The sequence below is a fragment of the Sphingobium herbicidovorans genome (genome assembly GCF_002080435.1).
In the GTDB taxonomy this organism is placed as follows: Bacteria; Pseudomonadota; Alphaproteobacteria; order Sphingomonadales; family Sphingomonadaceae; genus Sphingobium; species Sphingobium herbicidovorans.
On sequence record NZ_CP020538.1, the window covers coordinates 439,018 to 461,729 of the forward strand.

25 protein-coding genes, 1 tRNA gene, 1 other RNA gene and 1 pseudogene are annotated in these 22,712 nt (G+C 62.7%); 15 read left to right on the plus strand and 13 right to left on the minus strand.

Going from position 1 to position 22,712, the window contains the following annotated elements; genetic code table 11:
- Positions 1–77: 77 nt before the first annotated feature.
- From B6S01_RS02075 to B6S01_RS02105, 7 genes are all read right to left on the minus strand, one after another.
- A complete protein-coding gene (locus B6S01_RS02075; RefSeq protein ID WP_037463172.1) occupies positions 78–401 on the minus strand; it encodes a YbaB/EbfC family nucleoid-associated protein in 324 nt (107 codons plus the stop codon).
- A complete protein-coding gene (locus tag B6S01_RS02080; protein ID WP_037463017.1) occupies positions 398–2,005 on the minus strand; it encodes a DNA polymerase III subunit gamma/tau in 1,608 nt (535 codons plus the stop codon). The genes B6S01_RS02075 and B6S01_RS02080 overlap by 4 nt, the downstream gene beginning before the upstream one ends.
- A gap of 51 nt (positions 2,006–2,056) precedes the next feature.
- Positions 2,057–2,154: signal recognition particle sRNA small type (gene ffs / locus B6S01_RS02085), an RNA gene on the minus strand.
- Positions 2,155–2,198: 44 nt separating this feature from the next.
- Positions 2,199–3,134 carry an SGM family class A beta-lactamase gene (gene blaSGM / locus B6S01_RS02090; protein WP_037463018.1) on the minus strand — a complete coding sequence of 312 codons (936 nt, stop codon included), beginning with the start codon at positions 3,132–3,134 and terminating at the stop codon, positions 2,199–2,201.
- A 2-nt stretch (positions 3,135–3,136) separates the two neighbouring features.
- Positions 3,137–3,472: a 2Fe-2S iron-sulfur cluster-binding protein gene (locus tag B6S01_RS02095; RefSeq protein ID WP_037463019.1), complete on the minus strand. Its 336-nt coding sequence runs from the start codon at positions 3,470–3,472 to the stop codon at positions 3,137–3,139.
- Between the two features lie 18 nt (positions 3,473–3,490).
- Positions 3,491–4,582 carry a cysteine desulfurase family protein gene (locus tag B6S01_RS02100; protein ID WP_037463021.1) on the minus strand — a complete coding sequence of 364 codons (1,092 nt, stop codon included), beginning with the start codon at positions 4,580–4,582 and terminating at the stop codon, positions 3,491–3,493.
- Positions 4,579–5,616, minus strand: a complete 1,038-nt coding sequence (locus B6S01_RS02105; protein WP_037463022.1) for a cysteine desulfurase family protein — start codon at positions 5,614–5,616, stop codon at positions 4,579–4,581. Before B6S01_RS02105 ends, B6S01_RS02100 begins: the two co-directional genes overlap by 4 nt.
- A gap of 146 nt (positions 5,617–5,762) precedes the next feature.
- On the opposite strand from B6S01_RS02105, the gene B6S01_RS02110 reads away from it, so the two are divergent.
- Together B6S01_RS02110 and B6S01_RS02115 are read left to right on the plus strand one after the other, a co-directional pair.
- On the plus strand, positions 5,763–6,419 hold the full coding sequence (locus B6S01_RS02110; RefSeq protein WP_037463024.1) for an alpha/beta hydrolase: 657 nt from the start codon (positions 5,763–5,765) through the stop codon (positions 6,417–6,419).
- A gap of 134 nt (positions 6,420–6,553) precedes the next feature.
- The gene (locus B6S01_RS02115; protein WP_051908053.1) at positions 6,554–7,645 is read left to right on the plus strand and encodes an HPP family protein; all 1,092 of its coding nucleotides are present in this window, start codon (positions 6,554–6,556) and stop codon (positions 7,643–7,645) included.
- Here the strand turns inward: B6S01_RS02115 and B6S01_RS02120 are convergent, their stop codons facing one another.
- The gene (locus B6S01_RS02120) at positions 7,646–7,843 is read right to left on the minus strand and encodes a hypothetical protein (protein ID WP_037463025.1); all 198 of its coding nucleotides are present in this window, start codon (positions 7,841–7,843) and stop codon (positions 7,646–7,648) included. It abuts the gene before it with no gap.
- Between the two features lie 102 nt (positions 7,844–7,945).
- Here B6S01_RS02120 and rpiB point away from each other — a divergent pair, with 102 nt between their 5' ends.
- The 4 genes and pseudogenes from rpiB to B6S01_RS02140 form a co-directional block, all read left to right on the plus strand.
- The gene (rpiB, locus tag B6S01_RS02125; protein ID WP_037463026.1) at positions 7,946–8,383 is read left to right on the plus strand and encodes a ribose 5-phosphate isomerase B; all 438 of its coding nucleotides are present in this window, start codon (positions 7,946–7,948) and stop codon (positions 8,381–8,383) included.
- 12 nt (positions 8,384–8,395) lie between these two features.
- Positions 8,396–9,715, plus strand: a complete 1,320-nt coding sequence (glyA, locus tag B6S01_RS02130) for a serine hydroxymethyltransferase (protein WP_037463028.1) — start codon at positions 8,396–8,398, stop codon at positions 9,713–9,715.
- Between the two features lie 93 nt (positions 9,716–9,808).
- Complete coding sequence (nrdR, locus tag B6S01_RS02135) at positions 9,809–10,270, plus strand: transcriptional regulator NrdR (protein WP_037463029.1); 462 nt, start codon at positions 9,809–9,811, stop codon at positions 10,268–10,270.
- A 22-nt stretch (positions 10,271–10,292) separates the two neighbouring features.
- Positions 10,293–10,997 (plus strand): annotated as a pseudogene (locus B6S01_RS02140) (RNA methyltransferase); the annotation flags it as partial.
- On the opposite strand, the gene B6S01_RS02145 reads toward B6S01_RS02140, so the two are convergent.
- Positions 10,994–11,290, minus strand: coding sequence for a chorismate mutase (locus tag B6S01_RS02145; protein ID WP_037463031.1), 297 nt, complete (start codon positions 11,288–11,290; stop codon positions 10,994–10,996). The pseudogene B6S01_RS02140 and the gene B6S01_RS02145 sit on opposite strands and share 4 nt — an antisense overlap.
- Before the next feature lie 180 nt (positions 11,291–11,470).
- On the opposite strand from B6S01_RS02145, the gene rpsD reads away from it, so the two are divergent.
- The 7 genes from rpsD (at position 11,471) to B6S01_RS02180 (ending at position 17,222) form a co-directional block, all read left to right on the plus strand.
- Positions 11,471–12,085 carry a 30S ribosomal protein S4 gene (gene rpsD / locus B6S01_RS02150; protein WP_037463032.1) on the plus strand — a complete coding sequence of 205 codons (615 nt, stop codon included), beginning with the start codon at positions 11,471–11,473 and terminating at the stop codon, positions 12,083–12,085.
- Positions 12,086–12,218: 133 nt separating this feature from the next.
- Complete coding sequence (locus B6S01_RS02155) at positions 12,219–13,865, plus strand: M28 family metallopeptidase (RefSeq protein WP_037463176.1); 1,647 nt, start codon at positions 12,219–12,221, stop codon at positions 13,863–13,865.
- Positions 13,866–14,078: 213 nt separating this feature from the next.
- Positions 14,079–14,648, plus strand: coding sequence for a PilZ domain-containing protein (locus tag B6S01_RS02160; RefSeq protein WP_037463033.1), 570 nt, complete (start codon positions 14,079–14,081; stop codon positions 14,646–14,648).
- Positions 14,649–14,719: 71 nt separating this feature from the next.
- A complete protein-coding gene (locus B6S01_RS02165; protein WP_037463034.1) occupies positions 14,720–15,706 on the plus strand; it encodes an agmatine deiminase family protein in 987 nt (328 codons plus the stop codon).
- Positions 15,703–16,056: a DUF3147 family protein gene (locus B6S01_RS02170; protein WP_037463035.1), complete on the plus strand. Its 354-nt coding sequence runs from the start codon at positions 15,703–15,705 to the stop codon at positions 16,054–16,056. The genes B6S01_RS02165 and B6S01_RS02170 overlap by 4 nt, the downstream gene beginning before the upstream one ends.
- 13 nt (positions 16,057–16,069) lie before the next feature.
- A complete protein-coding gene (gene aguB / locus B6S01_RS02175) occupies positions 16,070–16,918 on the plus strand; it encodes an N-carbamoylputrescine amidase (protein WP_037463036.1) in 849 nt (282 codons plus the stop codon).
- Positions 16,919–16,931: 13 nt separating this feature from the next.
- Complete coding sequence (locus tag B6S01_RS02180; RefSeq protein WP_037463037.1) at positions 16,932–17,222, plus strand: putative quinol monooxygenase; 291 nt, start codon at positions 16,932–16,934, stop codon at positions 17,220–17,222.
- On the opposite strand, the gene B6S01_RS02185 is transcribed toward B6S01_RS02180, so the two are convergent.
- Entirely contained in the window at positions 17,207–17,890 is a 684-nt protein-coding gene (locus B6S01_RS02185; protein ID WP_037463038.1) for a uracil-DNA glycosylase, read from the minus strand. The two genes, B6S01_RS02180 and B6S01_RS02185, sit on opposite strands and share 16 nt — an antisense overlap.
- Before the next feature lie 23 nt (positions 17,891–17,913).
- Here B6S01_RS02185 and folK point away from each other — a divergent pair, with 23 nt between their 5' ends.
- Positions 17,914–18,426 (plus strand): 2-amino-4-hydroxy-6-hydroxymethyldihydropteridine diphosphokinase, encoded by a 513-nt coding sequence (gene folK / locus B6S01_RS02190; protein ID WP_037463039.1) that lies wholly within the window; start codon positions 17,914–17,916, stop codon positions 18,424–18,426.
- Positions 18,427–18,470: 44 nt separating this feature from the next.
- Positions 18,471–18,546: transfer RNA gene (locus tag B6S01_RS02195), tRNA-Lys, on the plus strand.
- Between the two features lie 73 nt (positions 18,547–18,619).
- Here B6S01_RS02195 and npdG read toward each other — a convergent pair.
- The 3 genes from npdG to glgA all read right to left on the minus strand — a co-directional run bounded on the left by npdG (position 18,620) and on the right by glgA (position 22,708).
- Positions 18,620–19,288, minus strand: a complete 669-nt coding sequence (npdG, locus tag B6S01_RS02200; RefSeq protein ID WP_037463041.1) for an NADPH-dependent F420 reductase — start codon at positions 19,286–19,288, stop codon at positions 18,620–18,622.
- A 91-nt stretch (positions 19,289–19,379) separates the two neighbouring features.
- A complete protein-coding gene (gene glgX / locus B6S01_RS02205) occupies positions 19,380–21,263 on the minus strand; it encodes a glycogen debranching protein GlgX (RefSeq protein ID WP_037463042.1) in 1,884 nt (627 codons plus the stop codon).
- The gene (gene glgA / locus B6S01_RS02210) at positions 21,260–22,708 is read right to left on the minus strand and encodes a glycogen synthase GlgA (protein ID WP_037463178.1); all 1,449 of its coding nucleotides are present in this window, start codon (positions 22,706–22,708) and stop codon (positions 21,260–21,262) included. Before glgA ends, glgX begins: the two co-directional genes overlap by 4 nt.
- Positions 22,709–22,712 lie beyond the last annotated feature (4 nt).

A 22,712-nucleotide genomic window follows, 5' to 3' on the forward strand; every position in this document is an offset into this window, starting at 1 on the left:
TGGGGACAATCATCACGTCATTCAATCGCGTCATCCTATTAAACTACGGATGAACGGCCCGTTATCGCAGCCCACGATCAGAAGGGCAGCTTGAAACCGGGCGGCAGGGAAAGACCACTGGTCATCTTCGACATTTCTTCCGAACTCGCCTCGTCCGCCTTCTTGCGCGCGTCATTAAAGGCAGCGGCGACGAGATCCTCCAGCATCTGCTTTTCCGATGGAACCAGCAGACTGTCGTCGATCGACACGTTTACGATCCGCCCCTTGGCCGACGCCCGAACCTTGACAAGGCCGCCGCCAGCTGCGCCCTCAATTTCGATCTTGTCGAGATTATCCTGCGCCCGCTGCAGTTCCTCCTGCACCTTGCTGGCCATGTTCAATATCTCGTTCAAATCTTTCATCGCTCTGCGCTCCATGGTTCGGTCCGATCGAGATCGGCTTCGGGGAAAGCCGCAAGCACGGCCTTCACCACCGGGGTGTCGAATATTCCGGCGCGTTCGCGCGCCTGACTTTCCTGCTGCTGCTCCAGCAAAGAGGGCGCGGCGCTGCCTTCGCTACGCCTGACCTGCCAGGCAGAACCCGTCGCCTTCTGCAACTCCATGCCCAAGGTTCGGCAGAAGTCGCCCTCGCTCCAATCCTGGGTCAACTGCAATTCAATCTCGGGCGGATAAAAACGGACGACTCGCACGCAGTCATGCAGGAAGTCAGCGAGCCGACCCTTTTTTTGTTCCCACAAAAGATCGACGACGGCCTTCACATCCTTGGGCAGCGACGCAGCGCCGGAAGCAGGCGATGCCGGCACAGCGCCATTTGCGGGGATGGCATCCAAGCTACCCTCACGCAGCATTCGCGCAATCTCGCCGGGGTCGGGCATGGACGCCGCGTGCATAACCCGCAACAGCGCCATCTCGCATGCCTCAATGGGAAAAGCCGCGCTCGCCACTTCCTCATGCCCTTTCAGCAGCAATTGCCACAGGCGATGAAGCGGCGCGAAACCCATTTCGGACGCCCATTCGGCCAGCGCTTCACGCTCCTCGGCAGATTGTCCCGGATTTGCGATGTCGCGCCCGGCCTTCACGAGGGTCACCGCGTGAACCAGCTCCAGCAAGCCGCGCATCAGAGCCAGCGGCTCGACACCCAGCGCATATTGCTCACGAACCGCGCTCAATAGCGCCGCCGTATCGCCCTCCAGCACCAGGCCCAGCAGGCGGCGAACCGCGGCCCGATCCGACAGGCCCAACATTTCCCGCACCTGGGCGGCGGTAACCATCGGAGCCCCCTCGCCCATTTCCGCATGCGCGATGGCCTGGTCGAGGATAGAGAGCCCGTCACGGGCCGAACCTTCGGCCGCCTGGGCGATCAGCGCCAACGCATCCTCTTCGGCGGCCACCTGTTCGGCTTGCACGACATGGGCGAAATGGGTCGCGAGCAGTTCGGCGGGAATACGACGAAGATCGAAGCGCTGGCAGCGGGACAGCACCGTTACCGGCACCTTGTTCACCTCGGTCGTGGCAAACAGGAATTTCACATGCGCCGGGGGTTCTTCCAGCGTTTTGAGGAGCGCGTTGAACGCGTTCTTCGACAGCATGTGGACTTCGTCGATGATATAAATCTTGTAGCGGGCGGACACGGCTGCATAGCGCACCGCCTCGATAATCTCCCGCACGTCATCGACGCCGGTGTGGCTGGCGGCGTCCATTTCCACAACGTCGATATGGCGGCCTTCCGCGATCGCACGGCACGGTTCGCAAACACCGCAAGGGTCGATGGTGGGGCCGCCCTGCCCATCCTCCCCGATGCAGTTCAGTGCTTTTGCGATCAAACGGGCGGTCGATGTCTTGCCGACCCCGCGCACCCCGGTCATCAGGAAAGCATGCGCCAGCCTGCCTCGGCGGATTGCGTTGCCGAGCGTCTGGACCATCGCGTCCTGCCCGATCAACTCGCGAAAATTGCGCGGCCGGTATTTGCGCGCAAGAACGCGATAGGGTTGAGGTGAATCGGACATGGAAACAATCTAGCGGCTTGAGGAGCGGCTGTCGAAGCCGGAAAGCCGAATAAGGGTGGGAGCCGGAACGACCCGCGGCGAAATCGTTGTGGCTGCTTCCGTCAGGACCTGACCAGGTTGGCGACGACCACGTCCGCCCGACTCCCGGCGCGGCATATGGCGAAAGGCTGCGCCGATGGCAAGGGGCGGGACACTAAAGCCCCGTCGGCTGCGCCTTTCCAACGAATTCGAGCGCCGCACGCGCTGCTTCGGCAATCGCCGCATCCGCCGCCTTGGCGTCCCCGGTCGGACGGTCGAGATAAACGGCCAGAATATAACGCTCGCCCGAAGGCGCCTCCACCAGTGCAACGTCGTTGAAGGCAGTGCCGCAACTTCCCGTCTTGCCGCCCGAAGTCCATCCCGGCGGCAGGCCCGCTTTTATCCTCTTGTCGCCTGTCTTGCTGGCATTCAGCCAGCCTGTCAGCCGGGCCGCGCTTTCCGCCTGCATGTCACGAAACAATAATCGCCCTATCAGCCCAGCCATCGCCGCAGGACTCGTCGTATCGCGCGGATCGCCCGGCGTATTTTCATTCAACGCCGGTTCCAAGCGATCGAGCCGGGTCACCGTATCACCATGCGCGCGGACGAACGCGGTCAGTCCCTCCGGCCCGCCGATCATGGGCAAAAGCAGGTTGGCGGCGCTGTTATCGCTTACCTCAACCGCAGCCTTCGCCAGTTCCTCCATGGACAGGCGGCCACGCTTGCGGTTGGCCTTTACCACGGGCGCATGATCCAGAAGGTCCTTGTCGGTGAAGGCTACCTGCCCTTCCAACCCAAATCGCCCGGCGTCCGCACCCATCAAAACCGCCGCCGCCAGCGGCGCCTTGAAAGTCGAGCACATCGCGAAACGCTCATCCCGATTGAAGCCCAAAATCAAAGCGCCCTTGCTGTCCACCAGAGCCACGCCCAGGCGGCCTCCTGTTTCCTCCTCGATCGTCCGGGGATTGCGGATCTCCTTCATGACCGACTCGCTCACCATGTAGCGGGGCGGTGGCGGCAGCAGCGACTGGCGCGCGCCGTCCTGTTGCGGATCAGCGTTTCCAACCCCCAACGTCAAGGCGGCTGCCAGCAACACAAAGCGCAGGCGCATGCTCACATGCCCTGCATGTTGCAGGATTCGCTCGGAATACGAACCGTCAACCCGTCCAACTTGTCCTCCAGCACGATCTGGCAGGACAGGCGGCTGGTCCGCGTCGCCGCCGCCGCCAGGTCCAGCATGTCTTCCTCCGCCTCGCTGGCAGCCTTCAGCCTCGGAAAATCCTGCGCTTCCACAATCACATGACAGGTGGAGCATGCCATCTGCCCCTCGCACGTGCCCTCCAGCGGCTGCCCGGCCGCCTGCGCGACGTCCAGCAATACCGATCCGACAGCGGCATCGACCTCCTGGCGGTTTTCTCCATCCGCGCTGATGAACGTGACCCTTATCATGTCTGCGACTTCCCTTGACTACGGCGCCGCTTGTACGGCTGCCGCCTCGTTCATTGTCTTTGCGGCACTCTCCAGTTCGGCCAGTGTCGTGTATCGGCCAAAACCGATCCGCACCGATCCGCGCGCCTGCCGATCGGAAAGTCCGATGGCGCGCAGAACATGGCTAGGCCGCCCAGACCCACTAGCGCAAGCACTGCCCAGCGAAAATGCGACATCGCGGCAATCCGACAACAGTCGGGCGCCATCCATACCCTCTTTCCGGATATTCAGATTGCCATGATAGCGCGCCTCAGCGCTGCCATTGATTGCCCATCCTTCAAACAGTTGCAGGGCGCGCTGCCATAGCGCCTCGACATGCACGCTGTCCTGCTGCCCCCTTTCGCGCATCAGCCGTGCGGCAACGCCGAACCCGGCGCACAGAGCCGGCGACAGCGTCCCTGATCGCAGGCCACCCTCCTGCCCCCCGCCACGCATCACGGGGTTAAGCGCTACGCCCTCTCGCAACCAAAGAGCGCCAACGCCCTTGGGCCCGTGAATCTTGTGCGCACTGATCGCCACCATGTCACATGCTTGCGGGATGGGCACGCGCCCATAAGCCTGCACCGCGTCGCACAGGAACAGGGCGCCCGCGTGATGGGCAAGGTCTGCCAGCTTTTCGACGGGCTGGATTACGCCAATTTCATTATTCACAAGCATGGCTGCGACCAGTCCGACGCCCGGCCGGATCGCCGCTTGCGCCGCACCCATATCAACCAGACCATCGCCGCCGACCGGAAGGATGGTCACATTGCGGCCCTTGGCTCCAAGTGCTGCGACCGTGTCCAGAACCGCGGCATGTTCGGTCGCCAGCGTCACGATGTCCCCGTCGGGCGCGCCCTGGATTGCGAGGTTCAGCGCTTCAGTCGCGCCCGATGTGAAAAGCAGGCGGCCGCCGTCGGGCAATAACCTGCCGATCTCGTCCCGCGCCCGCTCAACTTGAGCCGCAGCCGCCCGGCCCAGCCTGTGAGCGCTGTGGGGATTGGCGAACTGATCGCGGAGCAGCGGCACCATGGCGTCGAAGGCTTCCGGCGCCAGCGGCGTCGTCGCCTGATAGTCGAGATAGATGGTCATCGCCGCCGTTCCACCATTTTGATCCACTGATCGGCGAAGCGGTCGATGTCCGCCTCGCTGGTCGAAGGGCCGAAGCTGACGCGTATAACCTCACTGGCGGCAGTCTCATCCCACCCCATCGCGCGCAGGACATGGCTGGCCTTCAGAGAGCCCGATGAGCAGGCGCTGCCTGCCGAAACGGAAATGCCCGCAAGGTCGAACTGGATGAGCTGGGACCGGGCCGATATGCCAGGCATGCGATAACTTGCGATCGTCGGAATGCGCGGCGCGGCGCGGGCGACAATCTCGCCGCCTGCTGCCTCTATCGCCTCGTCAAGACGACCACGTAGTTGCGCTGCTGACGCCAGCCAATCGCCCCCCTGCTCCAGTGCTGCGGCCATGGCGAGGACGCCCGGCAGATTCTCGGTGCCGGCCCGATATCCTTGCTCCTGACCGCCGCAAGGCTCGATGAGCGCAAGATCGCGCACGAGAAGGGCGCCGACGCCCGGCGGCCCGCCAAATTTATGTGCGCTGATTGCGATCATGTCCGCATCGGGCAACGGCAACTTTCCCGCGCTTTGTGCACAGTCAGCGAAAAGGATCACGCCGTCGCGGCGCATCTGGCCGAGCGGCTGGATCACCCCTGTCTCGTTATTGACATGCTGGACGGCGACGACCTCACCCTGACGGGGATCAAAGGATGGAAGCTCTATCAATCCGTCACCGGTGACATCTAAACGAGTTGCATCCGGCGTCACGCGCAGGACCGAATCATGCTCAACCGGCGAAGTGCATATCTCGCTTGCCTTGCAGCGCGTCAGGCCGATCGCGATGGCCTCACTCGCGCCGGAGGTGAGCAACACATGTCCCTTCCACCCCAGCGCCGCAGCAATACGGGATCGCGCATCCTCCAGAGCGGCGCGTGCAGCGCGACCGTCCGCATGAGGGCTGGACGGATTGGCCCAGCGATCCATGCCCTGCACCATCGCAGCCTTTGCCTGCGCCAGCATCGGGGTCGTCGCGGCATGGTCCAGATAAAGGCGATCGGCAGCCACGAAGGGATGTTACTCATTGATTGCGGAAATGGCGGCGCCTTCTATATAGGCGGTCTGCCGCGCAACGCCAGCACTGGCTTGCGCGCGCCCGCATCCAACCGCCTGCCTCCTTTCTTCGGGTGGCGGCCAGAACCATAACAGGTGCCATGCCCGACGTAATCTTCCCCGGACCCGAAGGCCGCCTCGAAGGCCGCTTCAGCCCCCCGCCCCGGCCTCGCGCGCCCGTCGCGATGATCCTGCATCCGCATCCGCAAGGCGGCGGCACGATGAACGACCGCATCACCCAGGCGCTGTACAAGACCTTCGTCAAGCGCGGTTTCGCCGTGCTGCGTTTCAACTTCCGGGGCGTAGGCCGCAGCCAGGGGACGTTCGACAACGGGATCGGCGAGTTGAGCGACGCCGCCGCTGCGCTCGATTGGGTGCAGAGCTTTCATCCCGAAGCGCAGACCACATGGATCGCGGGCTTCTCCTTTGGCGCATGGATCGGGATGCAGCTGCTGATGCGTCGTCCCGAGATCCGCGGCTTCATCTCGGTCGCCCCGCCGGCGAACATGTATGACTTCTCTTTCCTTGCGCCTTGTCCGGCGTCCGGCATCATTGTGCAGGGCACCGCTGATGAGGTCGTCACCGCCAGCGCCGTACAGAAGCTGGTGGACAAGCTGCGCACCCAGAAAGGGATCACGATCCATCACGATGAAATTCGTGGAGCCAACCACTTTTTCGAACATGAACTCGATCAGCTGATGAAGTCGGTCGACAATTATCTCGATATGCGGCTGGCCCCGGACTCTCCGATCCGCTGAGAATTTTCGCGCGTTGAAAATAAGAAGGGGCCGCTCGCAAAGCGGCCCTTTTTTTCTTTCCCAGCAGGGAGCCGCCAGACGGCCAAGAAATTGTTGCTTGGCCAACCCGCCTACGCCCCCTAGCTGCGCTGGCCATGATCGATGAGAAGAACGCCCCAGACCGTCTGATATGGAGCCGCTATTACAGCGCCTTCATCCCTGCGCCGCCTGGCCCCGGTTTCCTCGACCGGCTGAAAGCGGCCAGCGGCGCCATTGGCGGCATCGCCATCACCGGCCTGCTGTGCGGTCTCATGCTTGGAAACGGCATTGCGCATCCTTTGCTGGTCGCGCCGATGGGCGCCTCGGCCGTGCTGCTGTTTGCGGTCCCGGCAAGCCCCCTGGCGCAGCCCTGGCCGGTCCTGGGCGGCAATATAGTGTCAGCGGTCATCGGCATAACGATCGCCCGGCTGATCCCCGACCCAACCATAGCCGCAGCCCTTGCGGTAGGGTGTGCGATCGCGGGTATGTCACTTCTGCGTTGCCTTCATCCGCCGGGTGGCGCGGTCGCGCTTTCGGCAGTGCTGGGCGCGACCAATGGCGATCCCGGCTATATGTTCGCCCTGGTCCCCGTGGGCCTGAACACCGCGCTGCTCGTGATCGTGGCAATCCTGTTCCATCGAGTCGCAGGGCATAGCTATCCCCACATCGCGGCCAGGGCGCCCACCGCCCATGGCACGAGCGACCCTGCGCCACTGCTGCGCACGCCGCCATCGGAACAGGATGTCGAGGAAGCGTTGGACGCCTATGGCGATGTGCTGGACGTGGACGCCGCCGACTTGCAGGTCGTTCTGCATGACGCGGAGGTCCGGGCGGCAGAGCGCGGTCACGCCCTGCTTACCTGCGGCGAGATCATGTCGCGTGACGTCATATCGGTCCGGCAAAGCGAGCCTGTCGCTCAAGCCCGCCGGTTGATCCACGACCGGCGCCTGCTCTCGCTGCCCGTGGTGGACGATGCCGGACGCGTCAGGGGCCTCGTGGGCCCGCTTGATCTCGCCAGAGACGGCGATAATGCGGGCGACATCGCCTCCAAGCCCTTGCTGGTATCGAACGACACGCCTGTATCACAACTGCTCCGTCCCCTCACCAGCGGCTTTCGGCGAGAGGCCATAGTCGTCGACAGGGTTGGAAACTTGCAGGGACTGGTCACGCAAACGGACCTTCTGGCGGCGCTGGTCCTGCGCGCTTGATCAGTCGCGCGCCTGTTCCAGCATCGGGACGTCCGGGCCTGGGATGGCGGAGATTCCTACGTTGGCGAACATCACCAAGCCCGCTATGATCATCAGGATTCCACGCTTTCGGTCGCCCTTTTTCACGATTGCGTAGACGCCGCCGCCGGTCAGGAACAAGCCCGCCAGCATCAGGATGGATAAAATCGTTGCTGCCATGGAGCAGGCCATAAGCGGCCAGCTGGACTGTGGCAATTGTGCGCCGCCCCTCCTAAGAGGCGCGAGAACGAATCACTCATTGCGTGACAGGACGACTTCACCGTGAAAATCGCCATCGCTTCCGATCATGCCGCCGTTGATCTGAAGGCGGAACTCGCAGACTGGCTGCGCGCCGAAGGGCATGAGGTTGATGATCTCGGCCCGGCGACTACGGACCGCGTGGATTATCCCGACTATGGTTACAAGCTCGCGTCAGTGATCGCATCGGGCGCTGCCGAACGCGGTATTGCGCTATGTGGCTCGGGCATCGGCATTTCCATCGCGGTCAATCGCAATCCGGCCTGCCGCTGCGCGCTGGTTTCCGAACCGTTGTCGGCCGCGCTTTCCCGCGAACATAATGATGCAAACGTCCTGGCGATAGGAGCGCGGCTGACCGGAGTTGACATGGCCAAGGCCTGCGTCGCCGCTTTCCTTTCCACCGAATTTGGCGGGGGTCGTCATGGCGGCCGCGTCGAAAAACTCTCCCAGCCCGCGCTTTAAGGAGCCTGCCCGATGAGCACCGCAACCCTCGCCCAACCCGATCTGTCCGACATCCGCGCGGAAGGCTATTTCACGCGCAGCCTGGCGGACGCCGATCCGGCGGTGTTCGCTGGCGTTACCAAGGAATTGAAGCGCGAGCAGAACCAGATCGAGCTGATCGCGTCGGAAAATATCGTGTCCAAGGCGGTGCTGGAGGCGCAGGGTTCGGTCTTCACCAACAAATATGCCGAAGGCTATCCGGGCAAGCGCTATTATCAGGGCTGCGCGCCGTCCGATGAGGTCGAGCAGCTCGCTATCGACCGCGCGAAGCAGATCTTCAACTGCGGCTTCGTCAATGTGCAGCCCCACTCGGGCGCGCAGGCAAATGGCGCTGTGATGCTGGCCCTGACCAAGCCGGGCGACACCATCATGGGCCTGTCGCTCGACGCCGGTGGCCACCTGACCCATGGCGCCAAGCCCGCACTTTCCGGCAAATGGTATAACGCGGTTCAGTACGGCGTGCGCGAAGACACGCACCTTATCGACTATGACGCTCTGGAAGCGCAGGCTATCAAGGCCAAGCCGACGCTGATCATCGCAGGTGGTTCGGCCTATCCCCGTCACCTGGACTTCGCCCGCTTCCGCGCCATCGCGGACAAGGTCGGCGCGCTGCTGATGGTCGACATGGCGCACTTCGCCGGTCTCGTCGCGGGGGGCGCGCACCCGACGCCATTCGGCCATGCCCATGTCGTCACCACCACCACGCACAAGACCCTGCGCGGTCCGCGCGGCGGCATGATCCTGACCGATGACGAAGCCATCGCGAAGAAGATCAACTCGGCGGTGTTCCCCGGCCTTCAGGGTGGGCCGCTGATGCATGTCATCGCTGCGAAGGCCGTGGCTTTTGGCGAAGCACTGCGTCCCGAGTTCAAGACCTACGCCCAGGCAATCGTCACCAACGCCAAGGCGCTGGCCTCCAAACTCGAACAGCGCGGCCTCGCCGTGGTGTCGGGCGGCACGGACACGCACCTCGCCCTCATCGACCTGCGTCCCTATGGCATTTCCGGCAAGGACGCGGACGAGGCGCTGGAGCGCAGCTTCATCACCTGCAACAAGAATGGCGTGCCGGGCGATCCGCTGCCGCCGACCAAGACCAGCGGCATCCGCGTGGGTTCGCCCGCGGGCACGACGCGCGGCTTTGGCGTCGCGGAGTTCGAGGCGATCGGCGACATGATCGCTGATGTCCTCGAAGGATTGCGCGACAATGGCGAACATGGCGACGCCACAGCTGAAGCCAAGGTGCGGGAACGCGTCTCGGCCTTGTGCGCTCGCTTCCCCATCTACGAGGGCTGATATCCTCAACCGCTCGTGTCGAGCATGGTCGAGACACACAATCTGTGCCATTTCGTGTCTCGACTCGCTCGACCGAACGGAGAATTTGACTGAATGCGCTGCCCCTTCTGTTCCCATGACGACAGCCAGGTAAAAGACAGCCGTCCGACCGAAGATGGCGCAGCCATCCGCCGTCGTCGGCAGTGCGAGGCTTGCGGCGCGCGCTTCACCACCTTCGAGCGCATCCAGCTTCGCGACATCTGGGTGGTAAAAAGCGAGGGCCGCAAGGAAGCCTTCGACCGCGACAAGCTCGCCCGATCGATCGACATCGCCTGCCGCAAGCGCCAGATCGATCCAAGCCGCCTGGAAAAGCTCATTTCCGGGATCCAGCGCCAGCTTGAAACAAGCGGCGAAGGCGAAGTGCCTGCCCGCGCGATCGGGGAAATGGTGATGGAGGGCCTGAAACGGCTCGACAGCGTCGCGTACATCCGTTTCGCCAGCGTCTACAAGGATTTCACCGACGCGCGCGACTTTGAGGATTTCGCAGGAACAGTGAAGGAGGTTGGGAGTGAGTGACGCTCGGCCAGCTTCTGGTCAGCCTGTCATCGTCCTCGTGCGTCCTCAACTCGGCGAAAATATCGGCAAGGCTGCAAGGGCCATGCTGAACTTCGGCCTCACCGAACTGCGCCTGGTATCCCCGCGCGATGGCTGGCCAAACCCAGATGCCGGGCCCTCCGCCGCCGGGGCCGACATCGTGCTCGACAGGGCCGAACTGTTCGACAGTCTGGCCGATGCCGTCGCCGACTGCGCTCATGTCTATGCGACCACCGTGCGGAAACGCGGCGTGACCAAGCCAGTGGTGACCCCGGAAGAAGCCGCACGCGAGATTCATGCCGCGACTGGGCGGTCGGCCTATGTATTCGGCCCCGAACGGTCCGGCCTCGAAACGGAGGACGTGGCCGTCGCACGCAAGATTGTCACCGTCCCGATCAACCCGGAATTCGGGTCGTTGAACCTGGCGCAGGCCGTCATCCTGTGCGCCTATGAATGGTCGAAAGGGGCGCAGCTTCAACAGCCGACAGTGGTGGATCTAGGCGAACCAGCCCCCCAAGCGGAGTTGGACGGCATGATCGCCCAGTTCGATACATTGCTTGAAAACGCTGGCTATTTCTTCCCGCCTGACCGCGCACCCGCCACCAAGCGCACCTTGCGCAACCTGCTGACCAAGCCCGGCTGGAACCATCTGGAAATCCGCACGATGCGCGGCGTGCTGTCTGCGCTGGGCAACCCCAGGCAGCGTTAGGCTCTCAGGCGGTCGAACTCTTTCATCTCATAGGCGATCGACGCCTCTACCAACTGATCCCACAGCGTAGCCAAAATGTCGGCTGGAACGCCCAGACGTACGGCTTCCTGCCTGACGTTGTCGATCACCTCGGCCTTGCGCGCTTCATCGCGTACAGCGCTCCGCTCCGGCTTGATCCGTGCGGCGGCGCGCATATGGGCGAAACGTTGTTCGAACAGCGCCACAAGCTGGCGGTCGATCTTATCTACGCCGGCGCGGACCTCGGCCATGGTCGTGTAGTTTTCGGGGTTCATGGGGCAAGCTGACTAGGCCGCTTGCGCCGCCCTGTCGAGGGTTGACATCGGACCCGCCCTTCTTCATAGGCGCGCCTTCGCGATTGGTCCCGCATCCCGGTGAAGCGGCGGCCCTGCCCCTGAAATATGGAAACAGGCGATAACCGGGAATAACGTTGTTAGCGATTGTAAGGAATTATCATGTCGAAGCGTTCCAGCGCCAAGTATAAACTCGACCGCCGCATGGGCGAGAATATCTGGGGTCGCCCCAAAAGCCCGGTCAACAAGCGCGAATATGGCCCCGGCCAGCATGGTCAGCGCCGCAAGGGCAAGATGTCCGACTACGGCATCCAGCTCAAGGCGAAGCAGAAGCTGAAGGGCTATTACGGCGACATCACCGAAAAGCAGTTCAAGAAGAACTATATCGAAGCCGCCCGTATGAAGGGCGACACCGGCCAGAACCTGATCGGCCTGCTTGAGCGCCGTCTGGACGCGGTCGTTTATCGCGCCAAGTTCGCGCCGACGATCTTCTCGGCTCGTCAGATCGTTTCGCACGGTCACATTTATGTGAACGGCGTTAAGTGCAATATCGCCAGCCGTCTGGTGAAGCCGGGTGACGAAATCACCCTGGGCAAGAAGGCGCAGGAAATGGCGCTGGTTCTCGAAGCGCAGAGCCTGCCCGAGCGTGACATTCCCGACTATGTGTCGCCCGATGGCGCAAGCAAGGTAACCTATGTCCGCGTTCCCTCGCTGGACGAAGTGCCCTACCCGGTGAAGATGGAACCCAATCTGGTCGTCGAATTCTATTCGCGCTGATCGGTTTCTCCGCTTTGGAATTTTGGAAAGGGCGGCCTCTCGGGGTCGCCCTTTTCTTTTGCACAACATCCCCTTGCCCATGTCGGACGGCGCTGGCACACAATCGCATCCTTCCTTTTCCGGGGCGTTTGCGATGCGATCCTCTCTGTCTGTCGGCCTGATCGCTCTCCTTGCAGGGGGCGCGGCGTTGGCGACCCCTTCCAATGTCGCCCCGTCGATCGACACGATGAAGGAAGTCGTGAAGGAAATTTCGTCCGACGCCTACGAAGGCCGTGCGCCGGGGACCGTGGGTGAGGAAAAGACGCTCGCCTATCTGGTCCAGCGGTTCGAGGCGCTGGGATTGAAGCCGGGTAACAAGGGCAGCTGGTTCCAGGACGTCCCGCTCGTCGAAATCACCGCGAAGAACGTCGCGCCGCTGCGCTTCTCCGGCGGAAAAACGCCGATCTCGCTCAACTATGGATCGCAGATGGTCGTCGCCACATACCGCACGACCCGGCCCCATATCGAGGTGAAGGACAGCCCCGTCATATTCGTGGGCTACGGCATCAACGCACCGGAAAAAAAGTGGAACGATTATGCCGGGGTGAATGTCCGCGGGAAGACTGTCATCATCCTCGTGAACGATCCCGACTATCAGGCAACGGCGTTGCACGGCCCGTTCGGCGGGCGGGCAATGACCTATTATGGCCGCTGGACCTACAAGTTCGAGGAAGCAGCCGGGCAGGGCGCGGCTGCCGCAATCATCGTGCATGACACTGTCCCCGCCGCCTATGGCTGGAACGTCGTACAGTCGAGCTGGACCGGCGCACAACATGTGGCCGACAGCGCCAACGGCAATGCCGGCCAGTCCGCCGCGATCGGCTGGATACAAAAGGACCAGGCGGCAGCGCTGATGGCCAGCGCGGGCCTCAATCTCGACACGCTGAGCGCTGCGGCGAAAAAGCGCGGCTTCAAGGCCGTGCCGCTGAAGGGTGTGAAGGCCAGCCTGTCCTTCGACAACATGATCCGCAAGCACCGCTCCAAAAACCTCGTCGCGCTGTTGCCGGGTAAGGATCGGCCTGATGAATATGTGCTCTATGCCGCCCATTGGGACCATCTTGGCCAGTGCAAGGCCGCGCCCGACGGCGACGATATCTGCAACGGCGCGATCGACAATGCGACGGGGACCGCAGCACTCGTTGCTCTTGCGGAGGCCAACGTCAAAGCCGGGCCCACCGACCGTAGCCAGGTATTCCTTGCCGTCACGGCTGAGGAGTCTGGCCTTCTGGGATCAGCCTATTACGGCAATCACCCGGTTTTCCCGCTGAGCCAGACGGTTGGCGGCGTCAATATGGACGCGCTCAGCATGGCGGGACCGGCCCGGAATGTCGTGGTGATCGGCAGGGGCAAGTCGCAGCTGGACGCCTATCTCGATCGTGCGCTGGCCGCGCAAAACCGGGTGGCGAGCCTTGAACCCACGCCGGAAAAGGGATTCTATTACAGATCCGATCATTTCAGCTTCGCAAAACATGGCGTGCCAATGCTCTATTTCGAAGGCGGTCAGGATTTGGTGAAGGGCGGCCCGGAAGCGGGCGCGAGGGCGGCCAGAGATTATGAAGAACATCGCTACCATGGTCCCAAGGACGAATATGATCCCAACTGGGATTGGAGCGGCGTGAAAGCTGACCTGACGCTTTACTATGAGGTGGGACGGGCGTTGTCGAATAGGACGGACTGGCCAAACTGGACGCCCGGCGATGAATTTCGGGCGATCCGCGACAAGAGCCGGGCGGATAAATAACTGCACGCGCAGTTCCGTCTCTGCCGGACCTGGAAGCGGGGTAATCCCCCAAGGCGACCCCATTTTCCTTTCACCAATAGGAGGAGAGTGCTCCATCGCCTACTCCGTCCCATTGTCGGACTCGGCCCGTCACAACTGGTAGGTTACGTTACGGAAGCTTAACGTTTATGGTCCTGCCACCGAAAGAATCGGGGTCGCAAAAAAGGGGGGATCTTGGAGATCAACAACCCGGTCACAATCTTGCATGTTGGCAAACTGGTTACGGCTGACAGGGAACGCCTGTGCGTCGTACATTCACTCTCGTCGCGCCAGGCGCTTGTACGCACCAGCCTGCCGCTCGGCATAGGCGAAAGCGTTACTCTGGGTCTGCGCAACGGTTTTTCCGTCCCTGCCGTCGTCGGGGTTATCATGGGCGATCACGTATCGCTGCTGTTTGAAGACCTCGTCTCGATGACCACCATTTTGGCGGAGCAACGCGACGGAAGGACCGAAAGGGGAGCGGTGCGGCTGGCGATTTCCATGCCTGTCTCCATAATCGCTCCAACCGGCGTTCAGGTCGGGATGATGCAGGACATTTCCTTGTTCGGCGTCAGGGTCTTGGACGAATTGGGCAAATTGCAGGAGGATCAGAAAGTTCAGGTGGCGATCGACGGCCTTGGCAAGCGGGACGCCACGGTCCGCTGGCGCCAGTCCCCCTATGCAGGCCTCAGCTTTGAAGTGGCGCTGGGTTTCAAACTGCTGGATCAATGGACCGCCCAGATAGCGGCTGACGATGGCAGCTGAATTTGGCGCTGTCATGCGCGCTTTGATCCTGTAGAGGGCGGACAAGTATCGCGCTCTGCAGGAGAAAGCCCATGACATTCCGTATGCCAGCCGAATGGGCGCAGCATGAATGGACCTGGATCGGCTTTCCAACTTCGCCCGCGGAATGGCCCGGCGCTTTTGACAATGCTCGCCAGCAGATCGCCGACTTCGCCACTGCGCTTCATGCAGATGGACGCGGCGAGCAGGTGCGCCTGGTCGTCGCCAGCCCTTCCGATGCCGAAGCCGCAAAGGTCATGGCAGCGCCCGGTATAGAGATCGTCGTACAAAAACTGGGCGACGTCTGGCTGCGCGATACTGCCCCTATCGCCGTGTTGCGAGGCCAGGAGCGAGCGTTGGTCGATTTCGGCTTCAACGGTTGGGGCGGCAAATATCAAATGCCGGGCGATGAAGACATCGGCGCGCGCCTCGCCGCCATGACCGGACTGCCCACATCATCCCAGCACTGGATATTCGAAGGGGGAGCGGTCGATACAGACGGCACCGGCCTTTTCGTCACGACCGAACAGTGCCTGCTCAACCCAAACCGCAATCCGGATCTGGACCGCGGAAAGATCGAGACGCTGCTGGCTGGATCGCTCGGGTTGTCGGACATGCTGTGGCTTGGCGAGGGATTGCTGAACGATCACACGGACGGCCATGTCGATAATCTGGCGCGCTTTGTGGCGCCCGGCATACTGGCCCTGCCCGAAGCCAGCACGGAAGACGATCCCAACGCTGCCATCTACGCCGACGCGCGCGCCCGCGCGCAGGCATTCGGGGTGGAAGTGGCGTCCATCCCCTCTCCAGGCCGGGTCGTGGTGGATGGCGAAGTCATTCCGGCCAGCTACATGAATTTCTATATCGGCAACGCCGCCGTCATCCTGCCCATCTATGGCCAGCCCAATGATCAGGCCGCTCTTGACGCCCTCCGTCCCTTTTTCCCCGGCCGGGAAATTGTCGGCCTGCGGAGCGACGCCATACTTTCGGGCGGTGGCAGCTTCCACTGTTGCAGCCAGCAGATGCCGTCCGCAGCATGACCGCGATGCTGGCGCTGCGGGCGTTGCTGTCCGGCATCATCATCACCATCGTGTCGGTCGTATCGCGGCGCTACCCGGCGCTGGGCGCTCTGGTCGCGTCCCTGCCGCTGATATCGGTGCTGAGCATGATCTGGCTGTGGAACGATCGCCCAGACGCGGAAAATATGGCGCGGCATGCAGAGGCGACATTCTATTATGTCCTGCCGTCGCTGCCCATGTTCCTGCTTATTCCAGCGCTGTTACGACGCGGGATTTCCTTTCCCGCCGCGCTGATCGCAGGTTGCGTAGCGACAATCCTTCTCTATCTCGCAACCGTCGCCATCGTCGCTCGCATGGGCATTCGTCTCTAGGACTTCAGAGGATATGACCAAAGTCACCGTCGCCGCACTGCAACTCGCCTTTTCGGAGGACATGGACAATAATATCGCCATGGTCGCGGACCATGTGGTGAAGGCGGCGGCGCGCGGCGCGAAGATCGTCCTGCCGCCCGAACTGTTCGAAGGGCCCTATTTCTGCAAAGTCGAGGACGAGGCCCTTTTCGCCCGCGCACAGCCCGTGGGCGAACACCCTGCCGTCCAGGAAATGCGCAAGGTGGCGAAGGCGGAGCGCATCTATATCCCCACCAGCTTCTTCGAACGCGACGGGCAGCATCATTATAACTCCCTCGCGATGATCGACGATGAAGGCGAAATCATGGGGGTCTATCGCAAAAGCCACATCCCCGACGGCCCCGGCTATGAGGAAAAATATTATTTCCGCCCCGGGAATAGCGGCTTCAAGGTCTGGGAAACCCGTTATGGCGCCATCGGCGTCGGCATCTGCTGGGACCAATGGTATCCTGAAACGGCGCGGGTGATGGCGTTGATGGGTGCGGAAATGCTCTTCTATCCCACCGCGATAGGATCAGAACCTTATGACGCGGATCTGGACACCAGCCGCATGTGGCGCCGCGCCATGATCGGACACGCCGTCAGCAACTGCATGCCCGTGATCGCCGCCAACCGCATAGGGGAGGAGGATGGCCAGAAATTCTATGGTCACAGCTTCATCTCAGACGAATGGGGCGATTTCGCCGCCGACGCTGATGCAAAGGATCATGGCGCACTGGTTGCAACGCTCGACCTTGCGCAAGCACGCAAGCACCGCGCTGGCATGGGCTTCTTCCGCGACCGGCGGCCCGATCTGTATGCCCGGATCGCGCAGGACATCTGATGGGAGGAAAGCGATGACGATAGCGCGCCATTATGTGATGCATGCCAAGGCAGGAATGGAGGCCGCGCTCGACGCCGCCTTGCGTGCGGTGGCGCAGGCGGTTCGGCCTCTACCCGGCTGCGAGGGCGTGGAAATGCTCCGTGACCTTGCCAATGAAGGGCGCTTCATCTTCATCGAACAATGGACCGACGTAGATGCGCATAAAGCGGCCGGCGCCAAGCTCGACAAAAGCCTGTTCGCGCCCATGATGGCCGCGCTGGATGGACCGCCAGAAAGCGCCTATCTCGACTATCTGTTGCGCTGACTGGACGCCCCGCCCTCATCCAGCAACGCCGTGGCCCTTTCAAAAACGGCGGAAAACATCTCTTCGGTCAACCGGCCTGTCATCATGTTCCGCCTGGAGCAATGATAGCTGTCGATGACGATCTTGCCGCTGGGCATCCTGTGTTCGGCCAGATGAGCAAAGCGCGCCTTTGGCAGCTTGCCGCCCAGTACCTTCACGACCGACTGGTGGGCAACCTCGCCCAGCGCGACGAATATATGGGCATCAGGCAAAGCCGCGACTGCGGATTTCAGGAAAAGTCGGCAGTTATGCGCCTCCTGCGGCAGCGGCCTGTTTTCGGGCGGAAGGCATTTGACCGCGTTGACGATGACGGCACCCTTCAACACCAGGCCATCGTCGGCTCTCGCTTCGTAGCGCCCCTCCGTCAGCCCGAACTTTGCAAGCGTCGCAAAAAGCAGATCCCCTGAAAAGTCGCCTGTAAAAGCTCGCCCCGTGCGGTTGGCGCCCTGCTTTCCCGGCGCCAGTCCAACCACCACGATCCGCGCCTGCGGATCGCCGAACGCCGGGACTGGCGCGTTCCACCAATCCGGATGCTCCGCCCGGCATGCCTCCCGCAATGTGACGAGGCGCGGGCACAGGGGGCAATCGGGCGGCGCTTCGCCATGCGCGATGGGACTTTGCAGCGTCATGCCCAGCGGTTACGCCCTATCCGATGCGCAAGACAAGCATTCTCCATCTTTATGCACTCGCCCTTGGGTCCAATCGCCCGCTTTCGGCCGAACGCGCGCCCGCCCGGCTGCTGCAGGACGCCATAGGTGAGTTGAAGAAACTGGGCAGGATCGCCGCCATCGCCCCCGTCATGGTGACGCCCCCGATCGGCCCCTCCCTCCGCCTGTTCGCCAACAGCGCACTGTTGATCGAAAGCCCGTTGCACCCAAAGGCGATGCTGGCAGCACTCCAGCAGATCGAAGGACGCCTTGGCAGACGACGTCACCGTCGCTGGGGCGCGCGCAGCATCGACATCGACATTATCCTATGGTCCGGGGGGCGCTTCGACAGCCGCACGCTTCATATTCCCCACCCCGCCTTCCGCAGCCGGGATTTCGTCCTCTCCCCCCTCAACGCGATCGCACCGAGGTGGCGAGATCCCGTTTCCGGCCTGTCCGTTCGTCACCTGCACGCGCGACTGCAAAAAGCCGCGCCTTTGCCACGTCCTAGAGGTTGACCAGCCGCATCTCGGCCTTTAGGGCGTGCGGACCTCACCCGTGAGGGCCCTTAGCTCAGTCGGTAGAGCAACTGACTTTTAATCAGTAGGTCGCTGGTTCGAATCCAGCAGGGCTCACCATATTTTCATCGTCAGATCTCGCTGAAGCGAGCGTTGGCCATGCCTCTTCTTAAGGCATGACCGGAGCGCCTCCTCACACGCCGGTTATGCGGATGCCCGATCCGGGCACCTTATATTTGCGGTTGAGCGCAATAAGGACAGAGGTCAGTCCTTCGGCCACTACCGAATTGCAAAGCGGCCCGGCATTCCATGCACGCAGGCCGATTTCCTCGGCGAGCGCGACTACCAGGTCGGCGGCTTCCGGGTCATCGGCGCAAACCAGGACGTCGCATTCAACGTCCTCGTCCAGCTTGGTCAGGTGATGCGCGCTGATATTCTGGAAAGCGGACACAACGCGCACCCCGTCGCCCAGCATTTTCTGCACAGCTTCCACCGCCGAACCACCATCGGGAAGCTGCACACGGCTGACCTTGGGCGGCATCAGGGGAACAGTGACGTCGATCAATATCTTGCCCACCAGCGCGCTTTCGACGTCCTTCACCGTCGATTGCTGCGCGGCGTAGGGAACGGCCAGGACGACGATCTCTGCCTGCGCGGCGGCATCGGCATTGGCGGCGCCTGTCACATTGCCACGGCCCAGAACTTCGTTCATCTGCGCGGCCGCTTCCTGCGCCCGCTCGGCGGTGCGGCTGCCGATGACCACCTTGTGCCCCTTGTTGGCCCAGCGCAGCGCCAATCCGCTGCCTTCCTTGCCGGTGCCGCCAAGTACGGCGATAGTCGCCAGCTGCTGATTCTGCGTCACACATGCTCTCCTGTTTCAATGGTCGCGCTTTGGGAGCGGCTCCGTGAGCCCTTTTCAGCAAATCGCGCCGATATGCAAATATCGGGACTGGTCAGGTCAGGACTTCAACGCCACCCTGCATGATCGACCGAGGCCCCACCTGCACATCCTGCCCGGCGATGCGGAAAATGCAGATTTCATCCGCGCCATTGATGCATAGAAAGAAACCGGACTTGCGATAGCGCATCGCCATGCGCCTGCGCCCCGCATCTTCCCATTGCGCGGAAGTCAGCGGCCGACCATCCTCATCCAACCACTCTACATCCTCGTCCGTCAGTAGCGACGGATCGCCCAGCTCGACCCGATCCGCCCGCAACGCCGCCATTGCAAAGCTATGTGCTTCGATGGCTGGATCGCGTGCCGTCCAATCGACCCACCCTATCGCATTGTCCTGCGCATAGGCGTTGTTGTTGCCCCGCTGACTGCGCCCAAATTCGTCCCCGGCGGTCAACATGATGGTCCCGCGTGAGCAGAACAGGGTTGAGAGAAGCGCCTTGACGTCACGCCGGCGCCTTTGGACGACGGCGGGGTCGCCGCTTTCCCCTTCCACCCCGTTATTCCAACTGAAATTCTCACCGTGGCCGTCGCGGTTCTGCTCGCCATTCGCTTCGTTATGCCGATGTTCGTATGCGGTCAGGTCGGCCAGGGTAAAGCCGTCATGCGCCGCGATGAAATTGACCGTCCGGCTGCTCCCGCGCTCGCCAAAAATGTCCGATGATCCCGCCAGGCGCGTCGCGAACGCTCCCAGCGTGCCAGCGTCCCCGCGCCAGAACCGCCGCACATCGTCGCGATAGCGGTCGTTCCATTCGATCCATGGCTCGCCAAAGCGGCCAAGCTGATAGCCGCCCGGGCCAATGTCCCAAGGCTCGGCGATCAACACCCGATCGTTCAGCACCGGATCTTCGCGCATCGCCCGCAACAAAGGCGCGTCCGGGTCGAACCCATGCGGCAAACGCCCCAGCGCGGGCGCCAGATCGAACCGGAATCCATCCACGCCCGCTTGCATCACGAAATGCCGCAGCGACGCCAGGATCAGATCCTGCATCGCTGGGTGATTGCAATCGATGCTGTTGCCCGTGCCTGTATCGTTGATCAGCCGCCCGTCAGCGTCCTGCCGAAACGCGCGTCGCGCATCCAGCCCACGAAGCGATAATGTGGGCCCCAGCGCATCGCTTTCGCCGTCATGATTATAGACCATGTCCAGGATCACGCCGATGCCCGCCGCGTGCAACGCCTGCACGGCTTCCCGCAATTCCTTGATGCCGCCGGGTGCGATGCGCGGGTCGAGTGCAAACCAGCTCACCGGATTATAGCCCCAGGCGTTGCGCAGCCCCAGCGGGCCCAAATGCCGCTCGTCGATCCATGCGGTGATCGGCATCAGTTCCACCGCGCTGACGTCCAGCCGCCGCAGATGATCGATGATCGCCGGATGACCAAGCGCGGCAATCGTCCCGCGCTGCGCTTCGGGCACATCGGGATGCAACATCGTAAAGCCGCGCACCTGCAACTCGTAGATCAATCCCCCGCGCCTGAACAATGGCGGCGCGGAGGGGCAAGGTGGCAAGGGCTTCACGGCCACGCCCTTGGGCATCATCGCCGCCGTATCTACGCCATCCACCCTCGGCGCAGCCAGCAGCGGATCGTAGACGAATGGCCGGTCAATCGCGCGCGCATAGGGGTCCAGCAGCAGCTTTGCCGGATCAAACCATAGCCCGGCCGCCGGTTCATAAGGACCATCGGCCCGCAATCCATAGCGCGCGCCCTCTTTCAATCCCGGAACGTAGCGCGACCAATATCCCTCTTCATCGCGCGCCATGGGAAGCCGCGTTTCGCGGTCGCCGTCATCGAAGATGCAAAGCCAGAGCTGGGCGGCATCGGGCGAGCGGACCCGAAACCGCGTGCCATTCGCGCCTATCTCGGCTCCAAACGCCGTCACGCCGCGCCCTGTACCAGCGATCGGAACAGCGCGGCATAGCGCGTTGCGCTGTGGCTCCAGGAAAAGTCGGCGCGCATCCCTGCCCGCTGCATCGCCTGCCACTGCGCCCTGTCGCCATGCAGCCGGATCGTCCGCGCGATCGCACCGTGCAGCGCCAGCGGGTCGGCGGGCGGAAAGACGACCCCCGTCGCTGCACCCGCGCCCACCGCCGCCTCATTGGCATCGATCACTGTATCCGCAAGCCCGCCCGCCCGCGCAACCACCGGCACGCAGCCATAGCGCAGCGCATAAAGCTGCGTCAGCCCGCACGGCTCGAAGCGCGAAGGGATCAATATCGCGTCGCCACCTGCCTGCATCAAGTGCGACAAAGGCTCGTCATAGCCGATATGCGCACCCACCCGCCCGCGATGCCGGTCCGCCGCCGCCAGGAACGCGCCCTCCAGCGGATGATCGCCCGCTCCGAGCACCGCTAGCTTACCGCCCAATCCCACCAGATGGTCGATAGCCTGGGCGACCAGGTCCATGCCCTTTTGCCATGTCAGGCGGCTGACGATGATGAACAGCGGCGCATTGTCCTGATCCAGTCCGAAATGCTTTTCCAGCGCTCGCCGGTTGGCCGTCCGTCCGGCAAGGGAGCGCGCGGAAAAATGTCGCGCGATCAGGCCGTCGGCGGTCGGGTCCCAGATTGTCGTATCGACACCGTTCAATATGCCATGCAGCCGGTCGGCCCGGCCGTTGATCAGCCCGTCCAGTCCCATGCCCTGCGCTGGCGATCGGATTTCCTCGGCATAGGTTGGGCTGACCGTCGTGATCGCGTCCGCCGACACCAGCCCGGCCTTCAGATAGCCGATGCCGCCATAATATTCGACGCCATCGACGCCCCACGCCTCTGGCGGCAGCCCCAGCCCGGCGAACACGTCCGCCCCGAACCGTCCCTGAAAGGCAAGATTGTGGATCGTCACGACCTTGGGCACCGCATGTGCGGGACCAAAGCGCATATAGGCGGCCGTCATCGCCGCCTGCCAGTCATGGGCATGCACCAGCTGGGGACGCCAACCCTTGACGCCTTCAGCGGCGATATCCGCCCCAACCCGCGACAGCGCGGCGAAGCGACGCCAGTTATCGTTCCAGTCGGTCCCGGTCGGGTCGCCATAGGGCCCGCCTTCCCGATTGAAAAATTCGGGCGCGTCCAGCACCAGCAGGTCCAGTTCCCCGACCTTCGCCGCCAGCACTGACGCAGGCGCCCCGAACAGCGAGTCATAGCGTCGCACCGACTTTGCCCTGCCGAGGCGCGACATCAGCGAAGGATAGCCCGGCGCCAGCGTGCGCACGGCCATGCCATGATCCGCCAACGCGCCGGGCAACGCGCCCGTCACATCGGCCAGCCCGCCTGTCTTGATCAAGGGATAGATTTCGGACGCGACCGAAAGCAGCTGCATCGACACTGTC